Annotated in this window: 21 protein-coding genes and 1 other annotated feature; of the genes, 15 read left to right on the forward strand and 6 right to left on the reverse strand. The window is 54.3% G+C overall.

Going from position 1 to position 22,227, the window contains the following annotated elements; all coding sequences use genetic code 11:
- Nucleotides 1-97: 97 nt before the first annotated feature.
- Together lplA and OGV80_RS04570 are read right to left on the reverse strand one after the other, a co-directional pair.
- Nucleotides 98-1,114 carry a lipoate--protein ligase gene (gene lplA, locus OGV80_RS04565; protein ID WP_043018341.1) on the reverse strand — a complete coding sequence of 339 codons (1,017 nt, stop codon included), beginning with the start codon at nucleotides 1,112-1,114 and terminating at the stop codon, nucleotides 98-100.
- Between the two features lie 27 nt (nucleotides 1,115-1,141).
- Nucleotides 1,142-1,783, reverse strand: a complete 642-nt coding sequence (locus OGV80_RS04570; protein WP_087052209.1) for a YtjB family periplasmic protein — start codon at nucleotides 1,781-1,783, stop codon at nucleotides 1,142-1,144.
- Nucleotides 1,784-1,898: 115 nt separating this feature from the next.
- Here OGV80_RS04570 and serB point away from each other — a divergent pair, with 115 nt between their 5' ends.
- The 3 genes from serB (at nucleotide 1,899) to nadR (ending at nucleotide 5,634) form a co-directional block, all read left to right on the forward strand.
- Nucleotides 1,899-2,867 carry a phosphoserine phosphatase gene (gene serB / locus OGV80_RS04575; protein WP_043018343.1) on the forward strand — a complete coding sequence of 323 codons (969 nt, stop codon included), beginning with the start codon at nucleotides 1,899-1,901 and terminating at the stop codon, nucleotides 2,865-2,867.
- A gap of 11 nt (nucleotides 2,868-2,878) precedes the next feature.
- Complete coding sequence (gene radA / locus OGV80_RS04580) at nucleotides 2,879-4,261, forward strand: DNA repair protein RadA (protein WP_003829944.1); 1,383 nt, start codon at nucleotides 2,879-2,881, stop codon at nucleotides 4,259-4,261.
- A 140-nt stretch (nucleotides 4,262-4,401) separates the two neighbouring features.
- Complete coding sequence (gene nadR / locus OGV80_RS04585; protein WP_043018345.1) at nucleotides 4,402-5,634, forward strand: multifunctional transcriptional regulator/nicotinamide-nucleotide adenylyltransferase/ribosylnicotinamide kinase NadR; 1,233 nt, start codon at nucleotides 4,402-4,404, stop codon at nucleotides 5,632-5,634.
- Between the two features lie 81 nt (nucleotides 5,635-5,715).
- Here nadR and ettA read toward each other — a convergent pair whose 3' ends face one another.
- Nucleotides 5,716-7,383: an energy-dependent translational throttle protein EttA gene (ettA, locus tag OGV80_RS04590; protein WP_043018346.1), complete on the reverse strand. Its 1,668-nt coding sequence runs from the start codon at nucleotides 7,381-7,383 to the stop codon at nucleotides 5,716-5,718.
- Nucleotides 7,384-7,590: 207 nt separating this feature from the next.
- Here ettA and sltY point away from each other — a divergent pair, with 207 nt between their 5' ends.
- Both sltY and trpR read left to right on the forward strand, forming a co-directional pair.
- Nucleotides 7,591-9,528, forward strand: coding sequence for a murein transglycosylase (gene sltY, locus OGV80_RS04595; RefSeq protein WP_047406357.1), 1,938 nt, complete (start codon nucleotides 7,591-7,593; stop codon nucleotides 9,526-9,528).
- 90 nt (nucleotides 9,529-9,618) lie between these two features.
- On the forward strand, nucleotides 9,619-9,945 hold the full coding sequence (trpR, locus tag OGV80_RS04600) for a trp operon repressor (protein WP_087052207.1): 327 nt from the start codon (nucleotides 9,619-9,621) through the stop codon (nucleotides 9,943-9,945).
- A gap of 100 nt (nucleotides 9,946-10,045) precedes the next feature.
- Here the strand turns inward: trpR and yjjX are convergent, their stop codons facing one another.
- Nucleotides 10,046-10,561: an inosine/xanthosine triphosphatase gene (gene yjjX / locus OGV80_RS04605; RefSeq protein ID WP_087052206.1), complete on the reverse strand. Its 516-nt coding sequence runs from the start codon at nucleotides 10,559-10,561 to the stop codon at nucleotides 10,046-10,048.
- Nucleotides 10,562-10,632: 71 nt separating this feature from the next.
- Here yjjX and gpmB point away from each other — a divergent pair, with 71 nt between their 5' ends.
- Complete coding sequence (gene gpmB, locus OGV80_RS04610) at nucleotides 10,633-11,280, forward strand: 2,3-diphosphoglycerate-dependent phosphoglycerate mutase GpmB (RefSeq protein WP_005123948.1); 648 nt, start codon at nucleotides 10,633-10,635, stop codon at nucleotides 11,278-11,280.
- Here the strand turns inward: gpmB and robA are convergent.
- The gene (gene robA / locus OGV80_RS04615; RefSeq protein WP_043018349.1) at nucleotides 11,277-12,146 is read right to left on the reverse strand and encodes an MDR efflux pump AcrAB transcriptional activator RobA; all 870 of its coding nucleotides are present in this window, start codon (nucleotides 12,144-12,146) and stop codon (nucleotides 11,277-11,279) included. The genes gpmB and robA overlap by 4 nt on opposite strands.
- A 211-nt stretch (nucleotides 12,147-12,357) precedes the next feature.
- Here robA and creA point away from each other — a divergent pair, with 211 nt between their 5' ends.
- The 4 genes from creA to creD are packed head-to-tail and all read left to right on the forward strand — an operon-like array spanning nucleotide 12,358 to nucleotide 16,376.
- Nucleotides 12,358-12,831, forward strand: a complete 474-nt coding sequence (creA, locus tag OGV80_RS04620; RefSeq protein WP_043018350.1) for a protein CreA — start codon at nucleotides 12,358-12,360, stop codon at nucleotides 12,829-12,831.
- Between the two features lie 12 nt (nucleotides 12,832-12,843).
- The gene (gene creB / locus OGV80_RS04625; RefSeq protein ID WP_043018351.1) at nucleotides 12,844-13,533 is read left to right on the forward strand and encodes a two-component system response regulator CreB; all 690 of its coding nucleotides are present in this window, start codon (nucleotides 12,844-12,846) and stop codon (nucleotides 13,531-13,533) included.
- The gene (gene creC, locus OGV80_RS04630) at nucleotides 13,533-14,957 is read left to right on the forward strand and encodes a two-component system sensor histidine kinase CreC (RefSeq protein WP_286513837.1); all 1,425 of its coding nucleotides are present in this window, start codon (nucleotides 13,533-13,535) and stop codon (nucleotides 14,955-14,957) included. Before creB ends, creC begins: the two co-directional genes overlap by 1 nt.
- 57 nt (nucleotides 14,958-15,014) lie before the next feature.
- Complete coding sequence (gene creD, locus OGV80_RS04635) at nucleotides 15,015-16,376, forward strand: cell envelope integrity protein CreD (protein ID WP_181634097.1); 1,362 nt, start codon at nucleotides 15,015-15,017, stop codon at nucleotides 16,374-16,376.
- A 61-nt stretch (nucleotides 16,377-16,437) separates the two neighbouring features.
- On the opposite strand, the gene arcA is transcribed toward creD, so the two are convergent.
- A complete protein-coding gene (arcA, locus tag OGV80_RS04640; protein WP_001194359.1) occupies nucleotides 16,438-17,154 on the reverse strand; it encodes a two-component system response regulator ArcA in 717 nt (238 codons plus the stop codon).
- Between the two features lie 95 nt (nucleotides 17,155-17,249).
- Between arcA and yjjY the strand changes: the two genes are divergently transcribed.
- From yjjY to thrB, 5 genes are all read left to right on the forward strand, one after another.
- Nucleotides 17,250-17,390, forward strand: a complete 141-nt coding sequence (gene yjjY / locus OGV80_RS04645; protein WP_042998021.1) for a YjjY family protein — start codon at nucleotides 17,250-17,252, stop codon at nucleotides 17,388-17,390.
- A gap of 399 nt (nucleotides 17,391-17,789) precedes the next feature.
- On the forward strand, nucleotides 17,790-18,476 hold the full coding sequence (locus OGV80_RS04650; RefSeq protein ID WP_043018354.1) for a tRNA/rRNA methyltransferase: 687 nt from the start codon (nucleotides 17,790-17,792) through the stop codon (nucleotides 18,474-18,476).
- Between the two features lie 206 nt (nucleotides 18,477-18,682).
- Nucleotides 18,683-18,809, forward strand: a sequence feature (Thr leader region).
- A complete protein-coding gene (gene thrL, locus OGV80_RS04655) occupies nucleotides 18,688-18,753 on the forward strand; it encodes a thr operon leader peptide (protein WP_032337689.1) in 66 nt (21 codons plus the stop codon). (Overlaps the previous feature by 66 nt.)
- Nucleotides 18,810-18,832: 23 nt before the next feature.
- Nucleotides 18,833-21,295: a bifunctional aspartate kinase/homoserine dehydrogenase I gene (thrA, locus tag OGV80_RS04660; protein WP_043018355.1), complete on the forward strand. Its 2,463-nt coding sequence runs from the start codon at nucleotides 18,833-18,835 to the stop codon at nucleotides 21,293-21,295.
- A 1-nt stretch (nucleotide 21,296) separates the two neighbouring features.
- Nucleotides 21,297-22,226 (forward strand): homoserine kinase, encoded by a 930-nt coding sequence (gene thrB, locus OGV80_RS04665; protein ID WP_016155645.1) that lies wholly within the window; start codon nucleotides 21,297-21,299, stop codon nucleotides 22,224-22,226.
- Nucleotide 22,227 lies beyond the last annotated feature (1 nt).

A 22,227-nucleotide genomic window follows, 5' to 3' on the forward strand; every position in this document is an offset into this window, starting at 1 on the left:
GCGTTGTTTGCCCGGTGGCTCTGAGCTGACCGGGCTTACCATTCTTCTCGTAGGCCGGATAAGGCGTCGCCGCCATCCGGCATTTTCAGGCCAGTGCTTAACGCACCGCTCCGGCAATCCATGCCGACAGCTCGCGTAACTCTTTTTCTTGCTCCGGGAAATCAACCAGCAGCGCCTCGCACTCCTGTTGCAGCATATCAGCACGGTACAAGCATCCTTGCAGACGACCCGCCAGCGCTTCTAACGGCGCGGGATTGAGGCTGTCGGTAAACACCTGCGTACGGGTGATATGACCTTTTTCGACGTCGAAATGTAGCTCGACGCCGCCCCAGGTGAAACGCTCGTCAAGCAGGTGCGAGAATGCAGGTGCCTGACCAAAATTCCACTCCCAACTGCTCTGGCGGGCAAAGGTGTCGGCAAAGTTCGGCAGATCCGGCGTTTTATCCGGCGAGATAATTTCCGCTTCGACACGTTCGCCGTAGTGGGTAAAAAAGGCTTCCGTAATGGCCTGACAGACCTGTTGATGGGTAATGCCCGGCAACAGCTCCGTTAAATTCGCCACCCGCGAGCGAACCGAGGTGATGCCTTTGGCGGCAAGTTTCTTTTTATCGGGATTGAGATAGTTTGCCAGGCGGCTTAAATCCGCGTTCAACAGCAGCGTGCCGTGGTGGAATCCGCGATCTTTCGTTTCCCGATAAGCAGAGCCGGAAACCTTGCGATCGCCGTCCGGCGTTTTGACCACCAGATCGTTACGCCCGGAGGCGTCGGCCTCTACGCCCAGCGCGTTCAGAGCATTAAGGACAATCGCGGTGGAGATGGTTTTGTCGTACTCTGGCTTACCGGCCATAAAGGTAAAGCAAGTATTGCCTAAGTCATGGAATACCGCGCCGCCGCCGCTACTGCGACGGGCGAGCCGCACGTTGTCTTCCTCCATACGCCGGGTATTACACTCTTTCCACGGGTTTTGCGCCCGGCCAATCACCACCGTATCGGCGTTACGCCATAAGAACAAGACGCGCTGCGTGGCGGGCATCTGGCGAAAAATGCACTCTTCGACCGCGAGGTTAAACCACGGATCGTAAGAGTCTGAGATAAGCAGGCGTAATGTGGTCATGGTTGATTTCCCTTTATTTTACTGTTTTTACTCTTTTTTCTCGTTTTCTTCTTCCTGCACCGGTTTGTTGGCGGTCAGCAGGAAAGGGGATTGCTGCCAGCGGGTACGCTTACCTTGCAATAAGGTACGGGTCAGCACCACGCCGATTGCCAGCGACAGAAGCAGCATCAGGCGTAAGATGTTGGTGGTGTTATCCACCTGCTTGGCTTCGGTCGCGAGCGTGTGGGTATCCAGCGTCAGGCGTAGATAGCCCAGCGGACCATTTTTCCCCTGGATGGGTTCGACAATCTGCTGGTTAAAATATCCCCCGGCTTTTTTGCCGTCGAGCGCCAGCCGGTCACGAACATTGACGCTCTCACCGGTGCGCGTAATCAGGTCTCCCTGTTCGTCGTACACGCCAGCGTCCAGAATACGGCTACTCTCCGTCAGTTGCGTGAGCACCGCCTTAATGCGCTTTTCATCCGGCGTTTCGGTACGCATCAATGGGGCGACGTTTAACGCGACCTGGCGAGCCAGCGTGCGCGCCAGCTCTTCGAGCTGAGGATTACGCTGCTGCTGGTGGCTTTGACTAAACCAGGAAGCCCCCTGCATCAGAGCGACGAGCAGCGCAAGGCAGGACAATACAATCACTGCACGATGAAGTCGGAATTTCAGTTTTGTGCGAGCCATATTCCACCTGCTGAAAATTTGAGACTTAATGTTGCCAGAAGCGCTGGTTACAGGGTAGCCTCATGCGTTATTTTCCCCTGATGATTCCGACCCGAACGATTTTACAGGAGCTTTAATGCCTAACATTACCTGGTGCGATCTACCTGAAGATGTCTCTCTGTGGCCAGGTCTGCCCCTCTCTTTAAGCGGTGATGAAGTGATGCCGCTGGATTACCACGCGGGCCGTAGTGGCTGGCTGCTGTACGGTCGTGGGCTGGATAAGCAACGGTTAACGCAATACCAGAGTAAACTGGGCGCAGCGATGGTGATCGTGGCGGCGTGGTGCGTTGAAGATTATCAGGTGATTCGTCTGGCGGGCTCATTAACGCCACGCGCGGCAAAACTGGCGCATGACGCCAGACTGGATGTTGCACCGCTGGGTAAAATTCCACATCTGCGCACGCCGGGTTTACTGGTGATGGACATGGACTCGACGGCAATCCAGATCGAGTGTATTGATGAAATTGCTAAACTGGCCGGAACCGGCGAAATGGTTGCCGAAGTCACCGAACGCGCGATGCGTGGCGAACTGGACTTTACCGCCAGCCTGCGCAGCCGCGTGGCGACGCTGAAGGGCGCTGATGCCAATATTTTGCACCAGGTGCGCGAAACACTTCCGCTGATGCCTGGCCTGACTCAACTGGTGTTAAAACTGGAAACGCTCGGCTGGAAAGTGGCAATCGCCTCCGGCGGCTTTACCTTCTTTGCCGATTATCTGCGTAACAAACTGCGTCTGACGGCGGCTGTGGCAAACGAGCTGGAGATCATGGACGGTAAATTCACCGGCAATGTGATCGGTGATATCGTCGATGCGCAGTACAAAGCCAATACATTGACCCGACTGGCGCAGGAGTATGAGATCCCGATCGCGCAGACGGTAGCGATCGGCGACGGCGCCAACGACCTGCCGATGATCAAAACGGCCGGATTGGGTATTGCGTATCATGCCAAACCGAAAGTGAATGAAAAGACGGAAATTACTATCCGTCATGCTGACCTGATGGGCGTGTTCTGCATTCTCTCCGGCAGCATGAACCAGAAATAACGAGGTAAAACGTGGCAAAAGCTCCAAAACGCGCCTTTGTTTGTAATGAATGCGGGGCCGATTACCCGCGCTGGCAGGGGCAATGCAGCGCCTGCCAGGCCTGGAACACCATTACCGAGGTACGCCTTGCCGCGTCGCCGACGGTGGCGCGTAACGAGCGGCTCAGTGGCTATGCCGGGAATGCGGGCGTCGCAAAAGTGCAGAAGCTGTCTGACATCAGCCTTGAGGAACTGCCGCGTTTTTCCACCGGATTTAAAGAGTTTGACCGCGTGCTGGGCGGCGGGGTGGTACCCGGCAGCGCCATTCTGATTGGCGGTAACCCCGGCGCGGGGAAATCAACGCTGCTGCTGCAAACGCTGTGCAAGCTTGCTGAGCAGATGAAAACCCTGTACGTCACCGGCGAAGAGTCGCTGCAACAGGTAGCGATGCGCGCGCACCGGCTTGGCCTGCCGACGGCGAATCTGAACATGCTGTCAGAAACCAGTATCGAACAAATTTGCCTGATTGCCGAAGAAGAACAACCGAAACTGATGGTGATCGACTCCATTCAGGTGATGCACATGGCGGATATTCAGTCTTCGCCGGGCAGCGTGGCGCAGGTGCGCGAAACGGCGGCCTACCTGACGCGTTTTGCCAAAACGCGCGGCGTGGCGATTGTGATGGTTGGTCATGTCACCAAAGACGGATCGCTGGCCGGGCCGAAGGTGCTGGAGCACTGTATCGACTGCTCGGTGCTGCTCGACGGTGATGCCGATTCCCGCTTCCGTACACTGCGTAGCCATAAAAACCGCTTTGGCGCGGTGAATGAGCTGGGCGTCTTCGCCATGACGGAACAGGGGTTGCGTGAAGTCAGTAACCCTTCCGCTATCTTCTTAAGCCGTGGCGATGAAGTCACCTCCGGCAGTTCAGTGATGGTGGTCTGGGAAGGCACGCGTCCGCTGCTGGTAGAGATTCAGGCATTGGTCGATCACTCAATGATGGCGAACCCACGTCGCGTGGCGGTCGGTCTGGAACAGAACCGCCTGGCGATTCTGCTGGCGGTGCTGCATCGTCACGGCGGCTTGCAGATGGCGGATCAGGACGTGTTCGTCAACGTGGTCGGCGGCGTAAAAGTCACCGAAACCAGCGCCGACCTGGCGCTGCTGCTGGCAATGGTTTCCAGCCTGCGCGACAGGCCGTTGCCGCAGGACTTAGTGGTCTTTGGCGAAGTAGGACTGGCAGGCGAAATCCGTCCGGTACCCAGCGGCCAGGAGCGTATTTCGGAAGCGGCAAAGCACGGCTTTCGTCGGGCGATAGTTCCCGCCGCCAACGTGCCGAAAAAAGTACCGGAAGGGATGCAGGTCTTTGGCGTTAAAAAGCTTGCGGATGCGTTAAGCGTGTTTGACGACTTATAATCCTCTGTATGCAGTGATGTTGTATAATTTGCCGGATGGCGACGCAATGCGTCTTATCCGGCCTACGGATTGATGTTGTAGGCCTGATAAGCGAAGCGCCATCAGGCAGTGTTACGCGATTTTTCCAGCAGGAGGCTCTTGTGTCATCGTTCGACTATCTCAAAACCGCCATAAAGCAAAAAGGCTGTACCCTGCAACAGGTGGCGGATGCCAGTGGCATGACCAAGGGATACCTAAGCCAACTGCTGAATGCCAAAATCAAAAGCCCCAGTGCGCAAAAGCTGGAGGCATTGCACCGCTTTCTTGGGCTGGAGTTTCCACGCCAGCAGAAAAATATTGGTGTGGTATTCGGTAAGTTTTATCCGCTGCACACCGGTCATATCTATCTTATCCAGCGTGCATGTAGTCAGGTTGATGAACTGCATATCATCATGGGCTATGACGACACGCGCGATCGCAGCCTGTTTGAAGACAGCGCCATGTCGCAACAGCCTACGGTACCCGATCGCCTGCGCTGGCTGCTGCAAACCTTTAAGTATCAGAAAAATATCCGTATTCATGCCTTCAACGAAGAGGGCATGGAGCCGTATCCGCACGGTTGGGACGTGTGGAGCAACGGGATCAAAACGTTTATGCAGGAGAAAGGGATCCAGCCAAACTGGATCTACACTTCTGAAGAATCAGATGCCCCGCAGTATCTGGAACATCTGGGGATCGAAACCGTGCTGGTGGATCCCAAGCGAACGTTTATGAGCATCAGTGGCGGGCAAATTCGTGAGAACCCGTTTCGCTACTGGGAGTATATACCGACCGAAGTGAAGCCGTTTTTCGTACGTACTGTGGCGATCCTCGGCGGGGAGTCGAGCGGCAAATCGACGCTGGTGAACAAGCTCGCCAACATCTTTAACACCACCAGTGCGTGGGAATATGGGCGTGATTACGTTTTCTCCCATTTGGGCGGCGATGAGATGGCGTTGCAGTATTCCGACTACGATAAGATCGCCCTGGGACAAGCGCAATACATTGATTTTGCTGTTAAGTATGCCAATAAAGTGGCGTTCATCGACACCGATTTCGTGACCACTCAGGCCTTCTGTAAAAAGTATGAAGGGCGTGAACACCCGTTTGTGCAGGCGCTGATTGACGAGTATCGCTTTGACCTGGTGATCCTACTGGAAAACAACACCCCGTGGGTGGCGGATGGTTTGCGCAGCCTTGGTAGTTCGGTTGACAGAAAAGCGTTTCAGACGCTGCTGGTTGAGATGCTGCAGGAAAACAATATCAATTTTGTGCACGTTCAGGAGCCGGACTACGACGGTCGATTCCTGCGCTGCGTGGAGTTGGTGAAAGAGCTCATGGGCGAGCAGAGATAGTTTAAATGCCGGATGGCGCTGCGCTTATCCGGCCTACAAGTCGCACTAACCTCGTAGACCGGATACGGCGCTTAACGGTAATTACTTCGAAATACGCTTGTACTTAATACGCTTCGGCTCCAGCGCATCCGCGCCAAGCGTGCGTTTCTTGTACTCTTCGTATTCGGTAAAGTTACCTTCGAAGAACTCAACCTTACCTTCATCCTGGTAATCCAGAATGTGAGTCGCGATACGGTCAAGGAACCAACGGTCGTGCGAGATAACCATCGCGCAGCCCGGGAATTCCAGCAGGGCGTTTTCCAGCGCGCGCAGGGTTTCAATATCCAGGTCGTTGGTTGGTTCATCGAGCAGCAGCATGTTGCCGCCAACCTGCAGCAGCTTCGCCAGATGCAGACGACCACGCTCACCGCCGGACAGCTCGCCGACGCGTTTGCCCTGATCCACACCTTTGAAGTTGAAGCGGCCCACGTAGGCGCGGCTTGGCATTTCGGTATTGCCGATACGCATGATATCCAGCCCGCCGGAAACTTCTTCCCATACGGTTTTGCTGTTGTCCATCGCATCACGGAACTGGTCAACGGAGGCCAGTTTGACGGTTTCACCCAGCGTGATGGTGCCGCTGTCAGGCTGTTCCTGACCGGACATCATACGGAACAGGGTTGATTTACCCGCGCCGTTCGGACCGATGATGCCGACAATGGCGCCTTTCGGTACCGAGAAGCTCAGGTCGTCAATCAGCACACGATCGCCGTAGGATTTACGCAGATTGGTGACTTCAACGACTTTATCGCCCAGACGAGCTCCAGGTGGGATAAACAGTTCGTTGGTTTCGTTACGCTTCTGATATTCGGTGTTGTTCAGCTCTTCAAAGCGCGCCAGACGGGCTTTGCCCTTAGACTGACGGCCTTTAGCGCCCTGACGTACCCACTCCAGCTCTTTCTCAATGGATTTACGGCGAGCCGCTTCCTGAGAGGCTTCCTGGGCCAGACGCTGATCTTTCTGCTCCAGCCAGGAGGAGTAGTTGCCTTCCCACGGAATACCTTCACCACGGTCAAGCTCCAGAATCCAACCCGCTACGTTGTCGAGGAAGTAACGGTCGTGGGTGATCGCCACTACGGTGCCTTCGAAATCGTGCAGGAAGCGTTCCAGCCATGCCACGGATTCCGCATCCAGGTGGTTGGTCGGTTCGTCGAGCAGCAGCATGTCTGGTTTTTCCAGCAGCAGGCGGCACAGCGCGACGCGGCGGCGTTCACCACCGGAGAGATTCTCAATTTTAGCGTCCCAGTCCGGCAGACGCAGGGCGTCGGCGGCACGCTCAAGCTGCACGTTCAGGTTATGACCGTCATGGGCCTGAATAATCTCTTCAAACTTGCCCTGTTGCGCGGCCAGTTTGTCGAAGTCAGCGTCCGGCTCAGCGTACTTCGCGTACACTTCATCCAGGCCTTTCAGCGCGTTAACCACTTCTGCAACCGCTTCTTCAACGGATTCGCGAACGGTATGTTCCGGGTTCAGTTTCGGCTCCTGCGGCAGGTAACCGATTTTAATGCCAGGCTGTGGGCGAGCTTCACCTTCGATATCGGTATCAATGCCGGCCATGATGCGCAGCAGGGTAGATTTACCCGCGCCGTTCAGACCGAGTACACCGATTTTGGCGCCAGGGAAGAAGCTCAGTGAGATGTTTTTAAGAATATGACGTTTCGGCGGAACGACTTTGCCGACACGATGCATGGTATAAACGAATTGAGCCACGTGGACTTCGCCTCTTTTATAGTGATGAATAGAGTTTTCAAAGGCGAAGTGTAGCCTTTTTCATTGCTCAATCCCAGCCAGCAGATCTCACTCGCAACAAAAGTAAAAAAGTGTCCGTGACGTGGCGCATTCTGCAATGTCTGGTTAGCATGAATGAATTAAGCGGCATGATGCTGCACAGACGTAACATGAGAAGAGGAAGAGCTTGTGGACAAAGCCAATCAATTTACCTGGCGCCTGCTGGCGGCCAGCGTATGTCTGCTGACGGTCAGTCAAGTGGCGCGAGCCGATTCCCTGGATGAGCAGCGCAATCGCTATGCGCAAATTAAGCAGGCCTGGGATAACCGACAGATGGATGTAGTCGAGCAGATGATGCCCGGCCTGAAGAGCTATCCTCTGTATCCTTATCTGGAATATCGTCAGATTACGGACGATCTGATGAATCAGCCGACCATTACCGTCACCAATTTTGTGCGCGCCAACCCGACGCTGCCCCCAGCGCGTACTCTGCAATCACGTTTCGTGAATGAACTGGCGCGACGGGAAGACTGGCGTGGACTGCTGGCATTCAGTCCGGAAAAACCGGGTACCACGGAAGCGCAATGTAACTATTACTTTGCGAAATGGAGCACCGGGCAAACCGAAGAAGCCTGGCAGGGCGCGAAAGAACTGTGGTTGACCGGGAAAAGCCAGCCGAACGCTTGTGACAAATTATTCGGCGTATGGCGCGCCTCAGGCACCCAGGATCCGCTGGCGTATCTGGAACGTATTCGTCTGGCGATGAAAGCCGGGAATACCGGACTGGTCACCGCGTTGGCCGGACAGATGCCCGCGCAATATCAAACTATCGCTTCGGCGATCATTGCGCTGGCCAACGATCCAAATTCGGTGATGACCTTTGCTCGCACTACTGGCGCCACGGATTTCACCCGACAGATGGCAGCGGTGGCCTTTGCCAGCGTGGCGCGTCAGGATGTGGAGAATGCCCGCCTGATGATCCCGTCTCTGACACAAGCACAGCAGTTGAATGACGAGCAAACTCAGGAGCTGCGCGACATTGTTGCCTGGCGTTTGATGGGCAACGACGTCACCGACGAGCAGGCCAAATGGCGCGATGACGCCATTATGCGTTCGAATTCCACCTCGCTTGTGGAGCGCCGCGTGCGCATGGCGCTGGGAACTGGCGATCGTCGTGGCCTGAATACCTGGCTGGCGCGTCTGCCAATGGAAGCAAAAGAAAAAGATGAGTGGCGCTACTGGCAGGCGGATCTGCTGCTGGAGCGCGGACGTGAAGCGGAAGCCAAAGAGATCCTGCATCAGCTCATGCAGCAGCGCGGATTCTATCCGATGGTGGCGGCACAGCGTCTGGGCGAAGAGTATGAGTTGAAAGTGGATAAAGCCCCAGCCAACGTTGACTCAGCGTTAACTCAGGGCCCGGAAATGGCGCGCGTACGCGAGCTGATGTACTGGAACATGGATAATACCGCGCGCAGTGAATGGGCGAATCTGGTCACCAGCCGCACTAAGTCTGAGCAGGCTCAACTGGCGCGTTACGCGTTCAATAATCACTGGTGGGATCTGAGCGTGCAGGCGACGATCGCCGGTAAGCTGTGGGATCATCTGGAAGAGCGCTTCCCGCTGGCCTACAAGGATCTGTTTACCCGTTACACCAGCGGCAAGGATATTCAGCCGAGCTATGCGATGGCGATAGCGCGTCAGGAAAGCGCCTGGAACCCGAAAGTGAAATCGCCGGTCGGCGCCAGCGGACTGATGCAGATTATGCCAGGCACGGCGACGCATACGGTGAAAATGTTCTCGATTCCGGGTTACAGCAGCCCGAGCCAGCTACTGGATCCTGATACCAACATCAACATTGGTACCAGCTATTTGCAGTATGTTTACCAGCAATTCGGTAATAACCGCATTTTTGCGTCGGCGGCCTATAACGCCGGACCGGGGCGCGTTCGCACCTGGCTTGGCAATAGCGCGGGCCGGATTGATGCCGTCGCGTTTGTCGAGAGCATTCCATTCTCAGAGACGCGTGGTTACGTGAAGAACGTGTTGGCTTACGATGCGTACTACCGCTATTTCCTCGGTGATAAACCGGAGTTGATGAGCGACGCAGAATGGCAACGTCGTTACTGATCGCGTCGGTTGTGTTATGCTATCGTACTCGTTAAAGAGTACAAAAGGGGGAAGCACGCACGCTTCCCCCCGCAACGATGGCGATAACTTATGACTCAGCAATCACCCTATTCAGCAGAGATGGCAGAACAGCGTCACCAGGAGTGGTTACGTTTTGTCGATCTGCTTAAACACGCCTATGAACAAGATTTACACCTGCCCCTGCTCAATTTGATGTTAACGCCGGATGAGCGCGAAGCGTTGGGCACGCGTGTGCGTATCATTGAAGAGCTGCTGCGTGGCGAGATGAGCCAGCGCGAGCTTAAAAACGAGCTTGGAGCGGGGATCGCCACCATTACGCGGGGGTCGAACAGCCTCAAATCCGCACCGGTGGATCTGCGTCACTGGCTGGAGCTGGTGTTACTCAAAAACGGCTGATTCGTCGTAGGCCGGATAAGGCGAAGCCGCCATCCGGCAACATCGCCGCGAAATGCCTGATGGCGCTGTGCTTATCAGGCCTACAACGTAGCGCAAATCATTACCGATACACCGCGTTATGAAATGGGCTGAGCGCCAGAATCACTGCCTGGTGGTAGACGCTCGAGCGCGTCAGCTTACCCGCGGTAAAGACGCCGATTGCGCCCTCTTTACGGCCAATCTCATCAATACCCGTATAGTCCGACATCACCGGGCCGAGCGCTTCACCCTGGCGGACTCTGTCGAGAATGACAGCTGGCAATGGCAGTGTGGCTGAACGGGCTTCTCCACGCTGGATGCCGTTATCAATCACCACCCAACTGAAGGTGGCGTCATCGTCAATACCCGCTTCAATAGCGACCCAGAAATCAGCCTGCGGGTGCAGGCGGCGCGCGTTATCAACGCGATTTCGTGCGCCAGTGCGCGTTTCCTGGCTTCCGAAAGGTTGTTCCGGCACGCCACTCTCGACGGCGACGGGTTCAATATGGCAGGATCCTTCCCCGAAAATCTCTTCAAATGCCCGCAGAATTGCCTGAATTTTGGCAGGATTGGTGGTCGCAGAGATAACCTTGTGCATAATTAAGCTCAGTTTGAAAATTCATCGCAGAGTCTACTCAAAGTATGACGAGTATATAACGGAAAAAAAGCATGTTACAGGTATACCTTGTTCGCCATGGCGAAACGCAGTGGAACGCCGAGCGACGTATTCAAGGCCAGTCAGACAGCCCACTGACCGCTAAAGGTGAACAGCAAGCCATGCAGGTGGGAGAACGCGCCCGCTCGTTTGGAATTACGCATGTCATCAGTAGCGATTTAGGTCGTACACGACGCACCGCAGAAATCATCGCCCAGGCCTGTGGCTGTGATATCACCTATGATTCTCGTCTGCGTGAGCTGAATATGGGCGTGCTGGAGCAGCGTCATATCGATACGCTGACGCCGGAGGAAGAGGGCTGGCGTCGCCAGTTGGTGAACGGTACGGTGGATGGTCGTATTCCGGAAGGGGAATCGATGCAGGAGCTGAGCGATCGCGTCAACGCGGCGCTGGCATCCTGTCTGGAGCTGCCGCCGGGAAGTCGTCCACTGCTGGTCAGCCACGGTATCGCGCTGGGTTGCCTGGTGAGTACGATTTTGGGGTTACCGGCCTGGGCTGAACGTCGCCTGCGTCTGCGCAACTGTTCTATTTCTCGCGTCGATTACCAGGAAAGCTTATGGCTGGCGCCGGGATGGGTGGTTGAAACGGCAGGGGACATTTCTCATCTGGATGCCCCTGCGTTGGATGAACTGCAGCGCTAGCGGCGAATCGGAATCAGGAATTCGCAGCGCAGGTTGATCGGGCGATCTCCCGCTTTGGCATCTTCTGCCGGGTAGTATCGCTCGATATCTTGCCCTTTACGGCGCGTCAGGTTCAGCATCGGCATGCATGTGCCGTAGACTGTCAGGATAAACTCCTGCACGCCGGTCCCCAGCCCTTCATAGGTAAACATCACGTACTCGCCGCCCTGTAACAGGATAGGCTGCGCCGACGGCACATAGCCATTGGCTTGTTCCGGCGTCAGTGCCGTGGTGTAAAACACTTCCTGCTCGTCATCTTTTTCAATGCTAGGACGCGTTTCGTTCAGCCCGTACAGCACCGGCGGGATTGAAGGGGCATGAGCAAGGAAGTCGCGCCAGAACTGAATACGCATTTCATGCCGGAAATCTGAAATCTGTTCCAGCGAGCAGGAATAGCTTTGCGTGGTGCCAAGCAGTTGCGTATCTTCCAGCGTAACGAACTCGTGCGCAGGCATCGTAAATTCACCCAGTCGCATTGGCGGGCGAATACCGAACGCGCTCCATTCCGGGGAACGGCGATACAGCGCAGGCGTCTGGGAAAACTGTTTCTTGAACGCGCGGGTAAAGGTTTGTTGAGAGTCAAAGCGATATTGCAGCGCAATATCCAAAATTGGGCGCGCAGTCAGGCGCAGCGCCACTGCAGATTTTGATAAACGACGGGCGCGGATGTAGGCGCCAATAGCATGGCCCGTCACGTCCTTAAACATTCTCTGCAGGTGCCACTTGGAATAGCCTGCTTTTGCCGCCACATTGTCAAGCGACAAAGGCTGATCCAGATGACCTTCCAGCCAGATTAATAGGTCGCGAATAATGCCAGCCTGATCCATAAAATATCCTCATCCTTTCAACAACGAGTACCTGACGTCAGGTATGTGGATAATAGCATTTTTTGCTGTTTTAGCATTCAGTGTTTTTTTTGCTCATAAATGCTTTTTTCGGACATACGAAAGCGTGATTATTGTAATCCTGTGATCTGTATACGTTTTATCTTAAAATGTCGAATAATTACACAGAGTAACTTTTAAGAATGGTAACAATATGAAATATAAGAGCTTAATCATTTCCTCAATTCTGCTGATGTTGGCGCAGGTCGCCCACGCGGAGCAGATTGGATCTGTCGATACGGTTTTCAAAATGTTTGGGCCGGATCATAAAATTGTGGTCGAAGCGTTTGACGATCCGGATGTGACCAACGTGACGTGCTACGTGAGCCGGGCGAAGACCGGCGGCATCAAAGGTGGACTGGGGCTGGCGGAAGATACCTCCGATGCCGCCATCTCCTGCCAGCAGGTAGGGCCGGTAGAACTGAGCGACAGAATCAAGAACGGCAAAGCGCAGGGCGAAGTGGTGTTTAAAAAACGTACCTCGCTGGTGTTTAAATCCTTACAGGTCGTGCGTTTTTACGACGCGAAACGTAATGCGCTGGCCTATCTGGCCTATTCAGATAAAGTGGTCGATGGATCGCCCAAAAATGCCATCAGCGCGGTGCCCATCATGCCGTGGCGGCAATAACAAGGAAGCAAAATGCAACAGCCGTTGATCTGGTTAGTTGAGGATGAGCAGGGCATCGCCGATACGCTTATCTACATGCTGTCGCAGGAAGGTTTTAGCGTGGAAGCGTTTGAGCGCGGGTTACCGGTGCTGGAAAAATCTCGCCAGCGCTGTCCTGATGCGATCGTTCTGGATGTCGGTCTACCCGATATCAGCGGCTTTGAACTATGCCGACGTCTGCTGGAGCGTCATCCGGCGTTGCCGATCCTGTTTTTGACCGCGCGCAGCGATGAAGTGGATCGCCTGCTGGGGCTGGAAATCGGCGCGGATGACTATGTTGCCAAGCCTTTCTCTCCGCGCGAGGTGTGCGCCCGCGTGCGTACGCTCCTGCGGCGGGTGCAGAAATTCTCCGCTCCTTCATCAATGACGCGCTGTGGGGAGTTTGAGCTTAATGAACTGGCCGCGCAGATAACCTGGTTTGGCAGGCCGTTAAACCTGACGCGCTATGAGTTTCTGTTGCTGAAAACGCTGCTGATGTCGCCGGGGCGTATTTACTCTCGCCAGCAGTTGATGGATTTAGTCTGGGCCGATGCGCAGGATACCTTCGACAGAACGGTCGATACCCACATCAAAACGCTGCGCGCCAAGCTGCGGGCTATCAACCCCGAGTTTTCCCCTATCAATACGCATCGCGGTATGGGATACAGCCTGAGGAGCGTCTGATGCGCATTGGCATGCGTTTGCTGCTCGGCTATTTTCTGATAGTTGCCGTCGCCGCCTGGTTCGTTTTGTCGATCTTTGTGCAGGAAATTAAGCCAGGTGTTCGCCGGGCGACCGAAGGCACCTTGATTGATACCGCCACGCTGCTGGCCGCGCTGGCTCACGATGACTTGCTCTCTGACTCTCCCGCCAACGGCAAGCTGGCGCAGGCATTTTCGCAGCTGCATAACCGTCCATTCAGCGCCAATATCAGCGGCATTAACAAAGTTCGTAACGAATACCATGTCTACATGACCGACGCGCAGGGCAAGGTATTGTTTGATTCCGCCAACCAGGCCGTCGGTCAGGACTATTCCCGCTGGAACGACGTGTGGTTAACCCTGCGTGGGCAATATGGCGCCCGCAGTACGCCGCAAAACCCGAACGATCCGGAAAGTTCGGTGATGTACGTTGCCGCGCCGATCGTTGACGGCGGGCGTATTATCGGCGTGCTTAGCGTCGGTAAACCGAATGCGGCGATGGCGCCGGTGATTAAACGCAGTGAACGGCGGATGCTGTGGGCCAGCGCCGTATTACTGGGCATTGCCTTAGTGATTGGCGTCGGGATGGTATGGTGGATAAACCGCTCTATTGCCCGGCTGGCGCGCTATGCCGACTCCGTTACTGAGAATCGCCCCGTCCCACTGCCTGATTTAGGCAGCAGCGAGCTACGTAAACTGGCGCAGGCGCTGGAAAGTATGCGTCTGAAGCTTGAGGGCAAAAACTACATTGAGCAATATGTCTACGCGTTAACGCACGAGCTGAAAAGTCCGCTGGCGGCCATCCGTGGCGCAGCTGAAATTTTGCGCGAAGGTCCGCCGCCGAACGTGGTTGCGCGCTTTACCGATAATATTCTGACGCAAAATGCGCGCATGCAGGCGTTGGTCGAAACTCTGCTACGTCAGGCGCGACTGGAGAATCGACAGGACATAACGTTGATGGCGGTGGCAGTAGACGCGCTGTTTGCTCAGCTTAAAGAGGCACGCAGCGTGCAACTGGCGGCAAAAAACATCACGCTGACCATTATACCTTCATCGCTTAGCGTCGCCGCCGACCCTGCGTTACTGGAGCAGGCATTGGGGAATTTGCTCGACAACGCGATCGACTTCACGCCGCAGGACGGGACGATTACGCTGAGTTCGCATCAGCAGGAGGAGCGGGTCACGTTGCAGGTCATCGACAGTGGCAGCGGGATCCCCGACTTTGCGTTACCGCGTATTTTTGAGCGCTTTTACTCGCTGCCCCGTGAGAATGGGCATAAGAGCAGCGGTTTGGGGCTGGCGTTTGTCAGCGAAGTTGCGCGACTTCACGCAGGTACGGTGACATTGTCTAACCGACCGGAAGGGGGCGTACAGGCTCTGTTTACGCTTCACCGTCACTTCACATAACTTCAAATTCTCCGCACATAGCTGTTCTACCTTGCTGATATTGCAAAGGAGAACGCTATGTTTAAATCCCCCCTGTTTTGGAAAATCGTCACCTTAGGTGGCGCAATACTGCTGCTGTTAATTCCGCTGACGATGGTCAGGCAGATAATCGTTGAGCGATCGGATTATCGTGATGACGTCGAAGATGCTATCCGTCAGAGCACCAGCGGGCCGCAAAAGATGGTAGGGCCGCTGATTGCCGTTCCGGTGACAGAACTTTATACCTCGCTGGAGGAGGGCAAAGAGGTCCAGCGTAAACGCAGCTATATCCATTTCTGGCTGCCGGAGTCGTTGGTCGTTGAGGGGAATCAGAACGTAGAAGCGCGTAAAATCGGTATTTATGAAGGCCAGGTCTGGCACAACGATGTTTCGGTGAAGGCCGAGTTTAACGCCGAGCGCTTGAGCGATTTAAACCATCCCAACGTCAGCGTCGGCAAACCGTTTATTGTAGTTGGTGTGGGTGATGCGCGCGGGATTGGCGTGGTAAAAGCGCCACAGGTCAATGGCACGTCGCTGGTCGTTGAGCCGGGGACGGGGTTGGATGGACGTGCGCAGGGAATTCACATTCCGCTACCTGACGCGAGCTGGGCGGAGCAAAATCTGAGCCTGGTGTTGTCGCTCAATTTGAGCGGTACCGGCGATTTCTCCGTCGTACCGGTTGGGCGTAACAGTGAAATGACCTTAACCAGCAACTGGCCGCATCCCAACTTTCTTGGGGACTTTCTTCCGGCTAAGCGCGAAATCAGTGAATCAGGATTCAAGGCCCAGTGGCAAAGCAGCTGGTTTGCCAATAACCTCGGCGAGCGCTTTGATGGCGAAAAAATTGGCTGGGAGGGCATGCCTGCGTTTAGCGTCGCCGTCGCCACGCCAGCAGATCAGTATCAGTTAACGGACAGGGCAACAAAATATGCCATCCTGCTGATTGTGCTGACCTTTATGTCTTTCTTCGTGCTTGAGAGCATGACCAGTCTGCGTCTGCACCCGATGCAGTATCTGCTGGTGGGGTTATCGCTGGTGATGTTTTATCTGCTTCTGCTGGCGCTGTCAGAACACATTGGTTTTACGGCGGCGTGGATAACGGCAAGCCTGGTTGGCGCGTTAATGAACGGGGTGTATCTGCAGGCGATATTGCAGGGCTGGCGGAACAGTATTTTGTTCACCGTGGCGCTGCTGGCGCTGGATGGCGTGATGTGGGTGCTGCTGCGTTCACAGGATAGCTCTTTACTGCTGGGTACCGGCGTGCTGTTGTTTGCGCTGTGTGGGGTGATGTTCCTGACGCGTCATCTTGACTGGCACTCGCTGGCGCAGCCAAAACCAAAACCGTCAGAACTTCCGGCATCTCAGCCTGAGCAGAGTGACGCGTTTCGCTTATGGAAATAGACCCGTAGAGAAATGAAAAACGGCGCATAAAGCGCCGTTTTTTTTACCCATCAGAATTGAATTAATCCTGCAGGTCGCCGCAGAAACGGTAGCCTTCACCGTGAATGGTGGCGATGATTTCTGGCGTATCCGGCGTTGATTCGAAATGTTTACGAATGCGGCGGATCGTCACGTCAACGGTACGGTCATGCGGCTTCAGTTCGCGACCGGTCATTTTTTTCAGCAGTTCTGCGCGAGACTGGATTTTGCCCGGATTCTCACAGAAGTGAAGCATGGCACGGAATTCGCTGCGCGGCAGTTTATACTGCTCGCCGTCAGGACCAATCAGAGAGCGGCTGTTGATGTCCAGCTCCCAGCCATTGAACTTGTAGCTTTCGACGCTACGGCGTTCTTCGCTGACAGTACCAAGGTTCATGGTACGGGACAGCAGGTTACGAGCACGGATAGTCAGTTCGCGCGGGTTAAACGGCTTGGTGATGTAATCGTCTGCGCCGATTTCGAGGCCGAGAATTTTATCGACTTCGTTATCACGGCCCGTCAGGAACATCAGCGCAACGTTAGCTTGTTCGCGGAGTTCGCGCGCTAACAGCAGGCCATTTTTCCCAGGCAGATTGATATCCATAATCACAAGGTTGATGTCATATTCAGAGAGAATCTGATGCATTTCCGCGCCATCTGTCGCTTCGAATACATCATAGCCTTCTGCTTCGAAAATGCTTTTCAACGTGTTGCGTGTTACTAACTCGTCTTCAACGATAAGAATGTGCGGGGTCTGCATGTTTGCTACCTAAATTGCCAACTAAATCGAAACAGGAAGTACAAAAGTCCCTGACCTGCCTGATGCATGCCGTAAATTAACATGATCGGCGTAACATGACTAAAGTACGTAATTGCGTTCTTGATGCACTTTCCATCAACGTCAACAACATCATTAGCTTGGTCGTGGGTAGTTTCCCTCTGGACCCGACAGTGTCAAAAACGGCTGTCATCCTAACCATTTTAACAGCAACATAACAGGCTAAGACATGCCGGACACCCAATAAAACTACGCTTCGTTGACATATATCAAGTTCAATTGTAGCACGTTAACAGTTTGATGAAATCAACGTATCCAAATGTTTGCTTTCATCACAAAATTGCAATATTACAACTAGTTGCACGAGCAAATTAATAAATGTAATGAATCCAACCAGTGCGATCCATTTTAAATTAAATTATCATGGATAAACAGAGGGATATGCAACTTTTGTTAACATAAAAAGCAATAGTACAGCCTGGAAATAGTTTAGCATTTTTTAACGTATGTGAAATGCTTTTTCAGTGATTTCTGTTAAAAATATGTAAATTCGCGCAGCGTAATATGTTGACCTACGTCACATAATCCCTTGCAGACTGGCCAAAAAGAGTATCGAAATGCGTTTAACAATTATTCTGGTTGCCCCCGCCAGAGCGGAAAATATCGGCGCGGCTGCCCGCGCTATGAAGACTATGGGGTTCACCCAATTACGGATCGTTGACAGCGAAGCCCACCTGGAACCCGCTACGCGATGGGTTGCGCATGGTTCGGGCGATATTATTGATAATATTAACGTTTTTCCAACGTTAGCGGAGGCGCTCCACGACGTGGATTTTACCGTCGCGACCACCGCGCGCAGCCGGGCGAAGTTTCATTATTACGCCACGCCGGTCGAACTGGTTCCCCTGTTGCAGGAAAAATCAACGTGGATGGAACACGCCGCACTGGTTTTTGGTCGCGAGGATTCGGGGCTGACCAACGAAGAATTGGCTCTGGCGGATGTGCTCACCGGTGTACCTATGGTGGCTGACTATCCCTCACTCAATTTGGGACAGGCGGTGATGGTGTATTGCTATCAATTAGCAGGTTTAATACAACAACCGGCTAAAAATAGTGAGGTGACGGATGAGCTTCAGCTACAGGCATTGCGTGCGCGCGTTTTACGTTTATTAGCCACGCTGAACGTTTCTGACGACATCAAGCTGACGGACTGGCTGCAACAGCGAATGGGTCTGTTAGGGCAGCGAGACACGGCAATGTTGCACCGTTTTTTACATGATATAGAAAAAAACATCACAAAATAAAATTTCGAGTAGTTTTTGTTATGTGGTTTTTTATTCTGGCTTCAAGTGGGGAAAACATGCTGTTTTGGTTGAAAGTAAAAGGGCAAGCAGTCGCTCGTGAACAAGTTTCGGAATGTGATCAATTTAAAAATTTATTGACTTAGGTCAGCAGATACTTTAACCCTAAAAGAATACAGCACAGACAGATAATAATTACAGAGCACACAACATCATGAAACGCATCAGCATCACTATTACCACAACCATCACCATTACCACAGGTAACGGTGCGGGCTGACGCGTACAGGAAACACAAGAAAAAGCCCGCACCTAAACAGTGCGGGCTTTTTTTTCGACCAAAGGCAATGAGGTAAACCATGCGAGTGTTGAAGTTCGGCGGTACATCAGTGGCAAATGCAGAGCGCTTTCTGCGGGTTGCCGATATTTTGGAAAGCAATGCCAGACAGGGGCAGGTCGCGACCGTACTCTCTGCCCCCGCAAAAATTACCAACCATCTGGTGGCGATGATTGAAAAGACCATCGGTGGTCAGGATGCTTTAGCCAACATCAGCGACGCCGAACGCATTTTCTCTGAACTGCTGGTGGGTCTGGCCGCCGCACAGCCGGGTTTCCCGCTGGCTCCGCTCAAAGCCTTTGTTGAACAAGAATTTGCCCAGATTAAGCACGTCCTGCACGGTATCAGCCTGCTGGGACAGTGCCCGGACAGTATCAATGCCGCGCTTATCTGCCGTGGTGAAAAAATGTCGATCGCCATCATGGCAGGCCTGCTGGAAGCGCGCGGGCACAACGTGACGGTCATTGACCCGGTGGAGAAATTGCTGGCAGTAGGCCATTACCTCGAATCTACCGTTGATATCGCCGAATCCACGCGCCGTATTGCCGCCAGCCGTATTCCTGCTGACCATATGATTCTGATGGCCGGATTTACTGCCGGGAATGAGAAAGGTGAATTAGTGGTGCTGGGGCGTAATGGCTCTGACTACTCTGCCGCCGTACTGGCCGCCTGTTTGCGCGCTGATTGTTGTGAGATCTGGACCGATGTTGACGGCGTATATACCTGCGATCCGCGTCAGGTACCCGACGCCCGGCTGCTGAAGTCGATGTCTTATCAGGAAGCGATGGAGCTTTCTTACTTCGGCGCCAAAGTTCTGCACCCGCGCACCATTACCCCTATTGCTCAGTTCCAGATCCCGTGCCTGATTAAAAATACCGGTAATCCGCAAGCGCCCGGTACGTTGATCGGTGCCAGCAGTGATGACGACGATTTGCCGGTAAAAGGCATTTCTAACCTCAATAATATGGCGATGTTTAGCGTCTCCGGCCCTGGGATGAAAGGCATGGTGGGTATGGCGGCGCGCGTTTTCGCCGCGATGTCGCGTGCGGGCATCTCGGTCGTGCTGATCACCCAATCCTCTTCTGAATACAGCATCAGTTTCTGCGTCCCACAGGGCGACTGCGCGCGTGCGCAGCGCGCCATGCAGGATGAATTCTATCTCGAACTGAAAGAAGGCCTGCTGGAGCCGCTGGCGGTGACTGAGCGACTGGCTATCATCTCCGTCGTTGGCGATGGTATGCGCACGCTGCGCGGCATCTCGGCGAAATTCTTTGCCGCGCTGGCTCGTGCGAACATCAACATCGTGGCGATCGCCCAGGGGTCTTCTGAGCGTTCTATTTCGGTGGTAGTGAACAACGATGACGCGACCACCGGCGTACGCGTTACCCATCAGATGCTGTTCAACACCGACCAGGTGATTGAAGTGTTTGTGATTGGCGTAGGCGGAGTGGGCGGTGCGCTGCTGGAACAGCTTAAACGTCAGCAGACCTGGCTCAAAAAGAAGCATATCGATCTGCGTGTGTGCGGGGTGGCGAATTCGAAGGCTCTGCTGACCAACGTCCACGGTTTGAATCTGGAAAACTGGCAGACGGAGCTGGAAAGCGCGAAAGAGCCATTCAACCTTGGGCGCCTCATTCGTCTGGTGAAAGAATATCATCTGCTCAACCCGGTGATTGTCGACTGTACCTCAAGTCAGGCAGTGGCGGATCAGTATGCTGACTTTCTGCGCGAAGGCTTCCATGTGGTCACGCCGAACAAGAAGGCCAACACGTCGTCGATGGATTACTACCATCAGTTGCGTTTTGCCGCGGCGAAGTCGCGTCGTAAATTCCTGTACGACACCAACGTGGGCGCGGGCTTGCCGGTTATTGAAAACTTGCAAAATCTGCTCAGCGCGGGCGATGAACTGCAACGATTCTCAGGCATTCTTTCCGGTTCGCTGTCGTTTATTTTCGGCAAGCTGGATGAAGGCATGAGCTTCTCCCAGGCCACCACAATGGCGCGTGAACTGGGCTATACCGAACCCGATCCGCGTGACGATCTTTCCGGTACGGACGTGGCGCGTAAGCTGCTGATCCTGGCCCGTGAAACCGGTCGTGAGCTGGAGCTTTCTGACATTGTCATTGAGCCGGTCCTGCCAAAAGAGTTTGATGATTCTGGTGATGTTTCCGCGTTTATGGCGAAATTGTCGCAACTGGACGACGCCTTTGCCGCGCGCGTGGCGAAAGCCCGTGATGAGGGGAAAGTATTGCGCTATGTTGGCAATATTGAAGAGGACGGCGTTTGTCGCGTGAAAATTGATGCAGTGGACGGCAACGATCCGCTGTTCAAAGTGAAAAACGGTGAAAACGCGCTGGCATTCTATAGCCACTACTATCAGCCGTTACCGTTGGTTCTGCGCGGATACGGCGCGGGTAACGATGTGACGGCGGCGGGCGTCTTTGCCGACCTGCTACGCACCCTTTCATGGAAGTTAGGAGTCTGACATGGTGAGAGTTTATGCCCCGGCTTCCAGTGCCAATATGAGCGTCGGGTTTGATGTGCTCGGCGCGGCGGTAACCCCGGTGGACGGTTCGCTGTTGGGAGATGTGGTGTCCGTTGAAGCGGCCGACCATTTCAGCCTGAACAACCTCGGGCGCTTTGCCAACAAACTGCCGCCTGAGCCGCGAGAAAATATTGTCTACCAGTGCTGGGAGCGATTCTGTCAGGAGCTAGGTAAAAGCGTTCCGGTGGCAATGACGCTGGAAAAAAATATGCCAATTGGCTCCGGGTTAGGCTCCAGCGCCTGTTCCGTCGTGGCGGCGTTAGTCGCTATGAACGAACACTGCGGTAAGCCGCTCAACGATACGCGCCTGTTAGCGATAATGGGCGAGCTGGAAGGGCGTATCTCCGGCAGTATTCATTACGATAACGTCGCCCCGTGCTTTTTGGGCGGCATGCAGTTAATGATCGAAGAAAACGGCATTATCAGCCAGCAGGTGCCAGGCTTTGATGAGTGGCTGTGGGTACTGGCGTATCCGGGGATTAAAGTGTCAACGGCAGAAGCACGGGCGATTTTACCTGCGCAGTATCGCCGTCAGGACTGTATCGCCCACGGGCGACATCTGGCTGGATTTATTCATGCCTGCTATTCCCGTCAGCCTGGGCTTGCTGCGAAGCTGATGAAAGATGTCATTGCTGAGCCGTACCGTACCCGCTTGCTGCCAGGCTTTAGCCAGGCGCGTCAGGCGGTAGCGGAAATCGGCGCGCTGGCCAGCGGTATCTCCGGGTCGGGGCCGACGCTGTTTGCCTTGTGCGATAAGCCGGATACAGCGCAGCGCGTAGCAGATTGGCTGGGGAAAAATTATCTGCAAAATCAGGAAGGCTTTGTTCATATTTGCCGGTTGGACACGGCGGGCGCACGGGTACTGGGATAAT

Origin of the sequence: Citrobacter sp. Ce119 (genome assembly GCF_030334525.1) — a bacterium.
Lineage (GTDB): Bacteria > Pseudomonadota > Gammaproteobacteria > Enterobacterales > Enterobacteriaceae > Citrobacter > Citrobacter europaeus.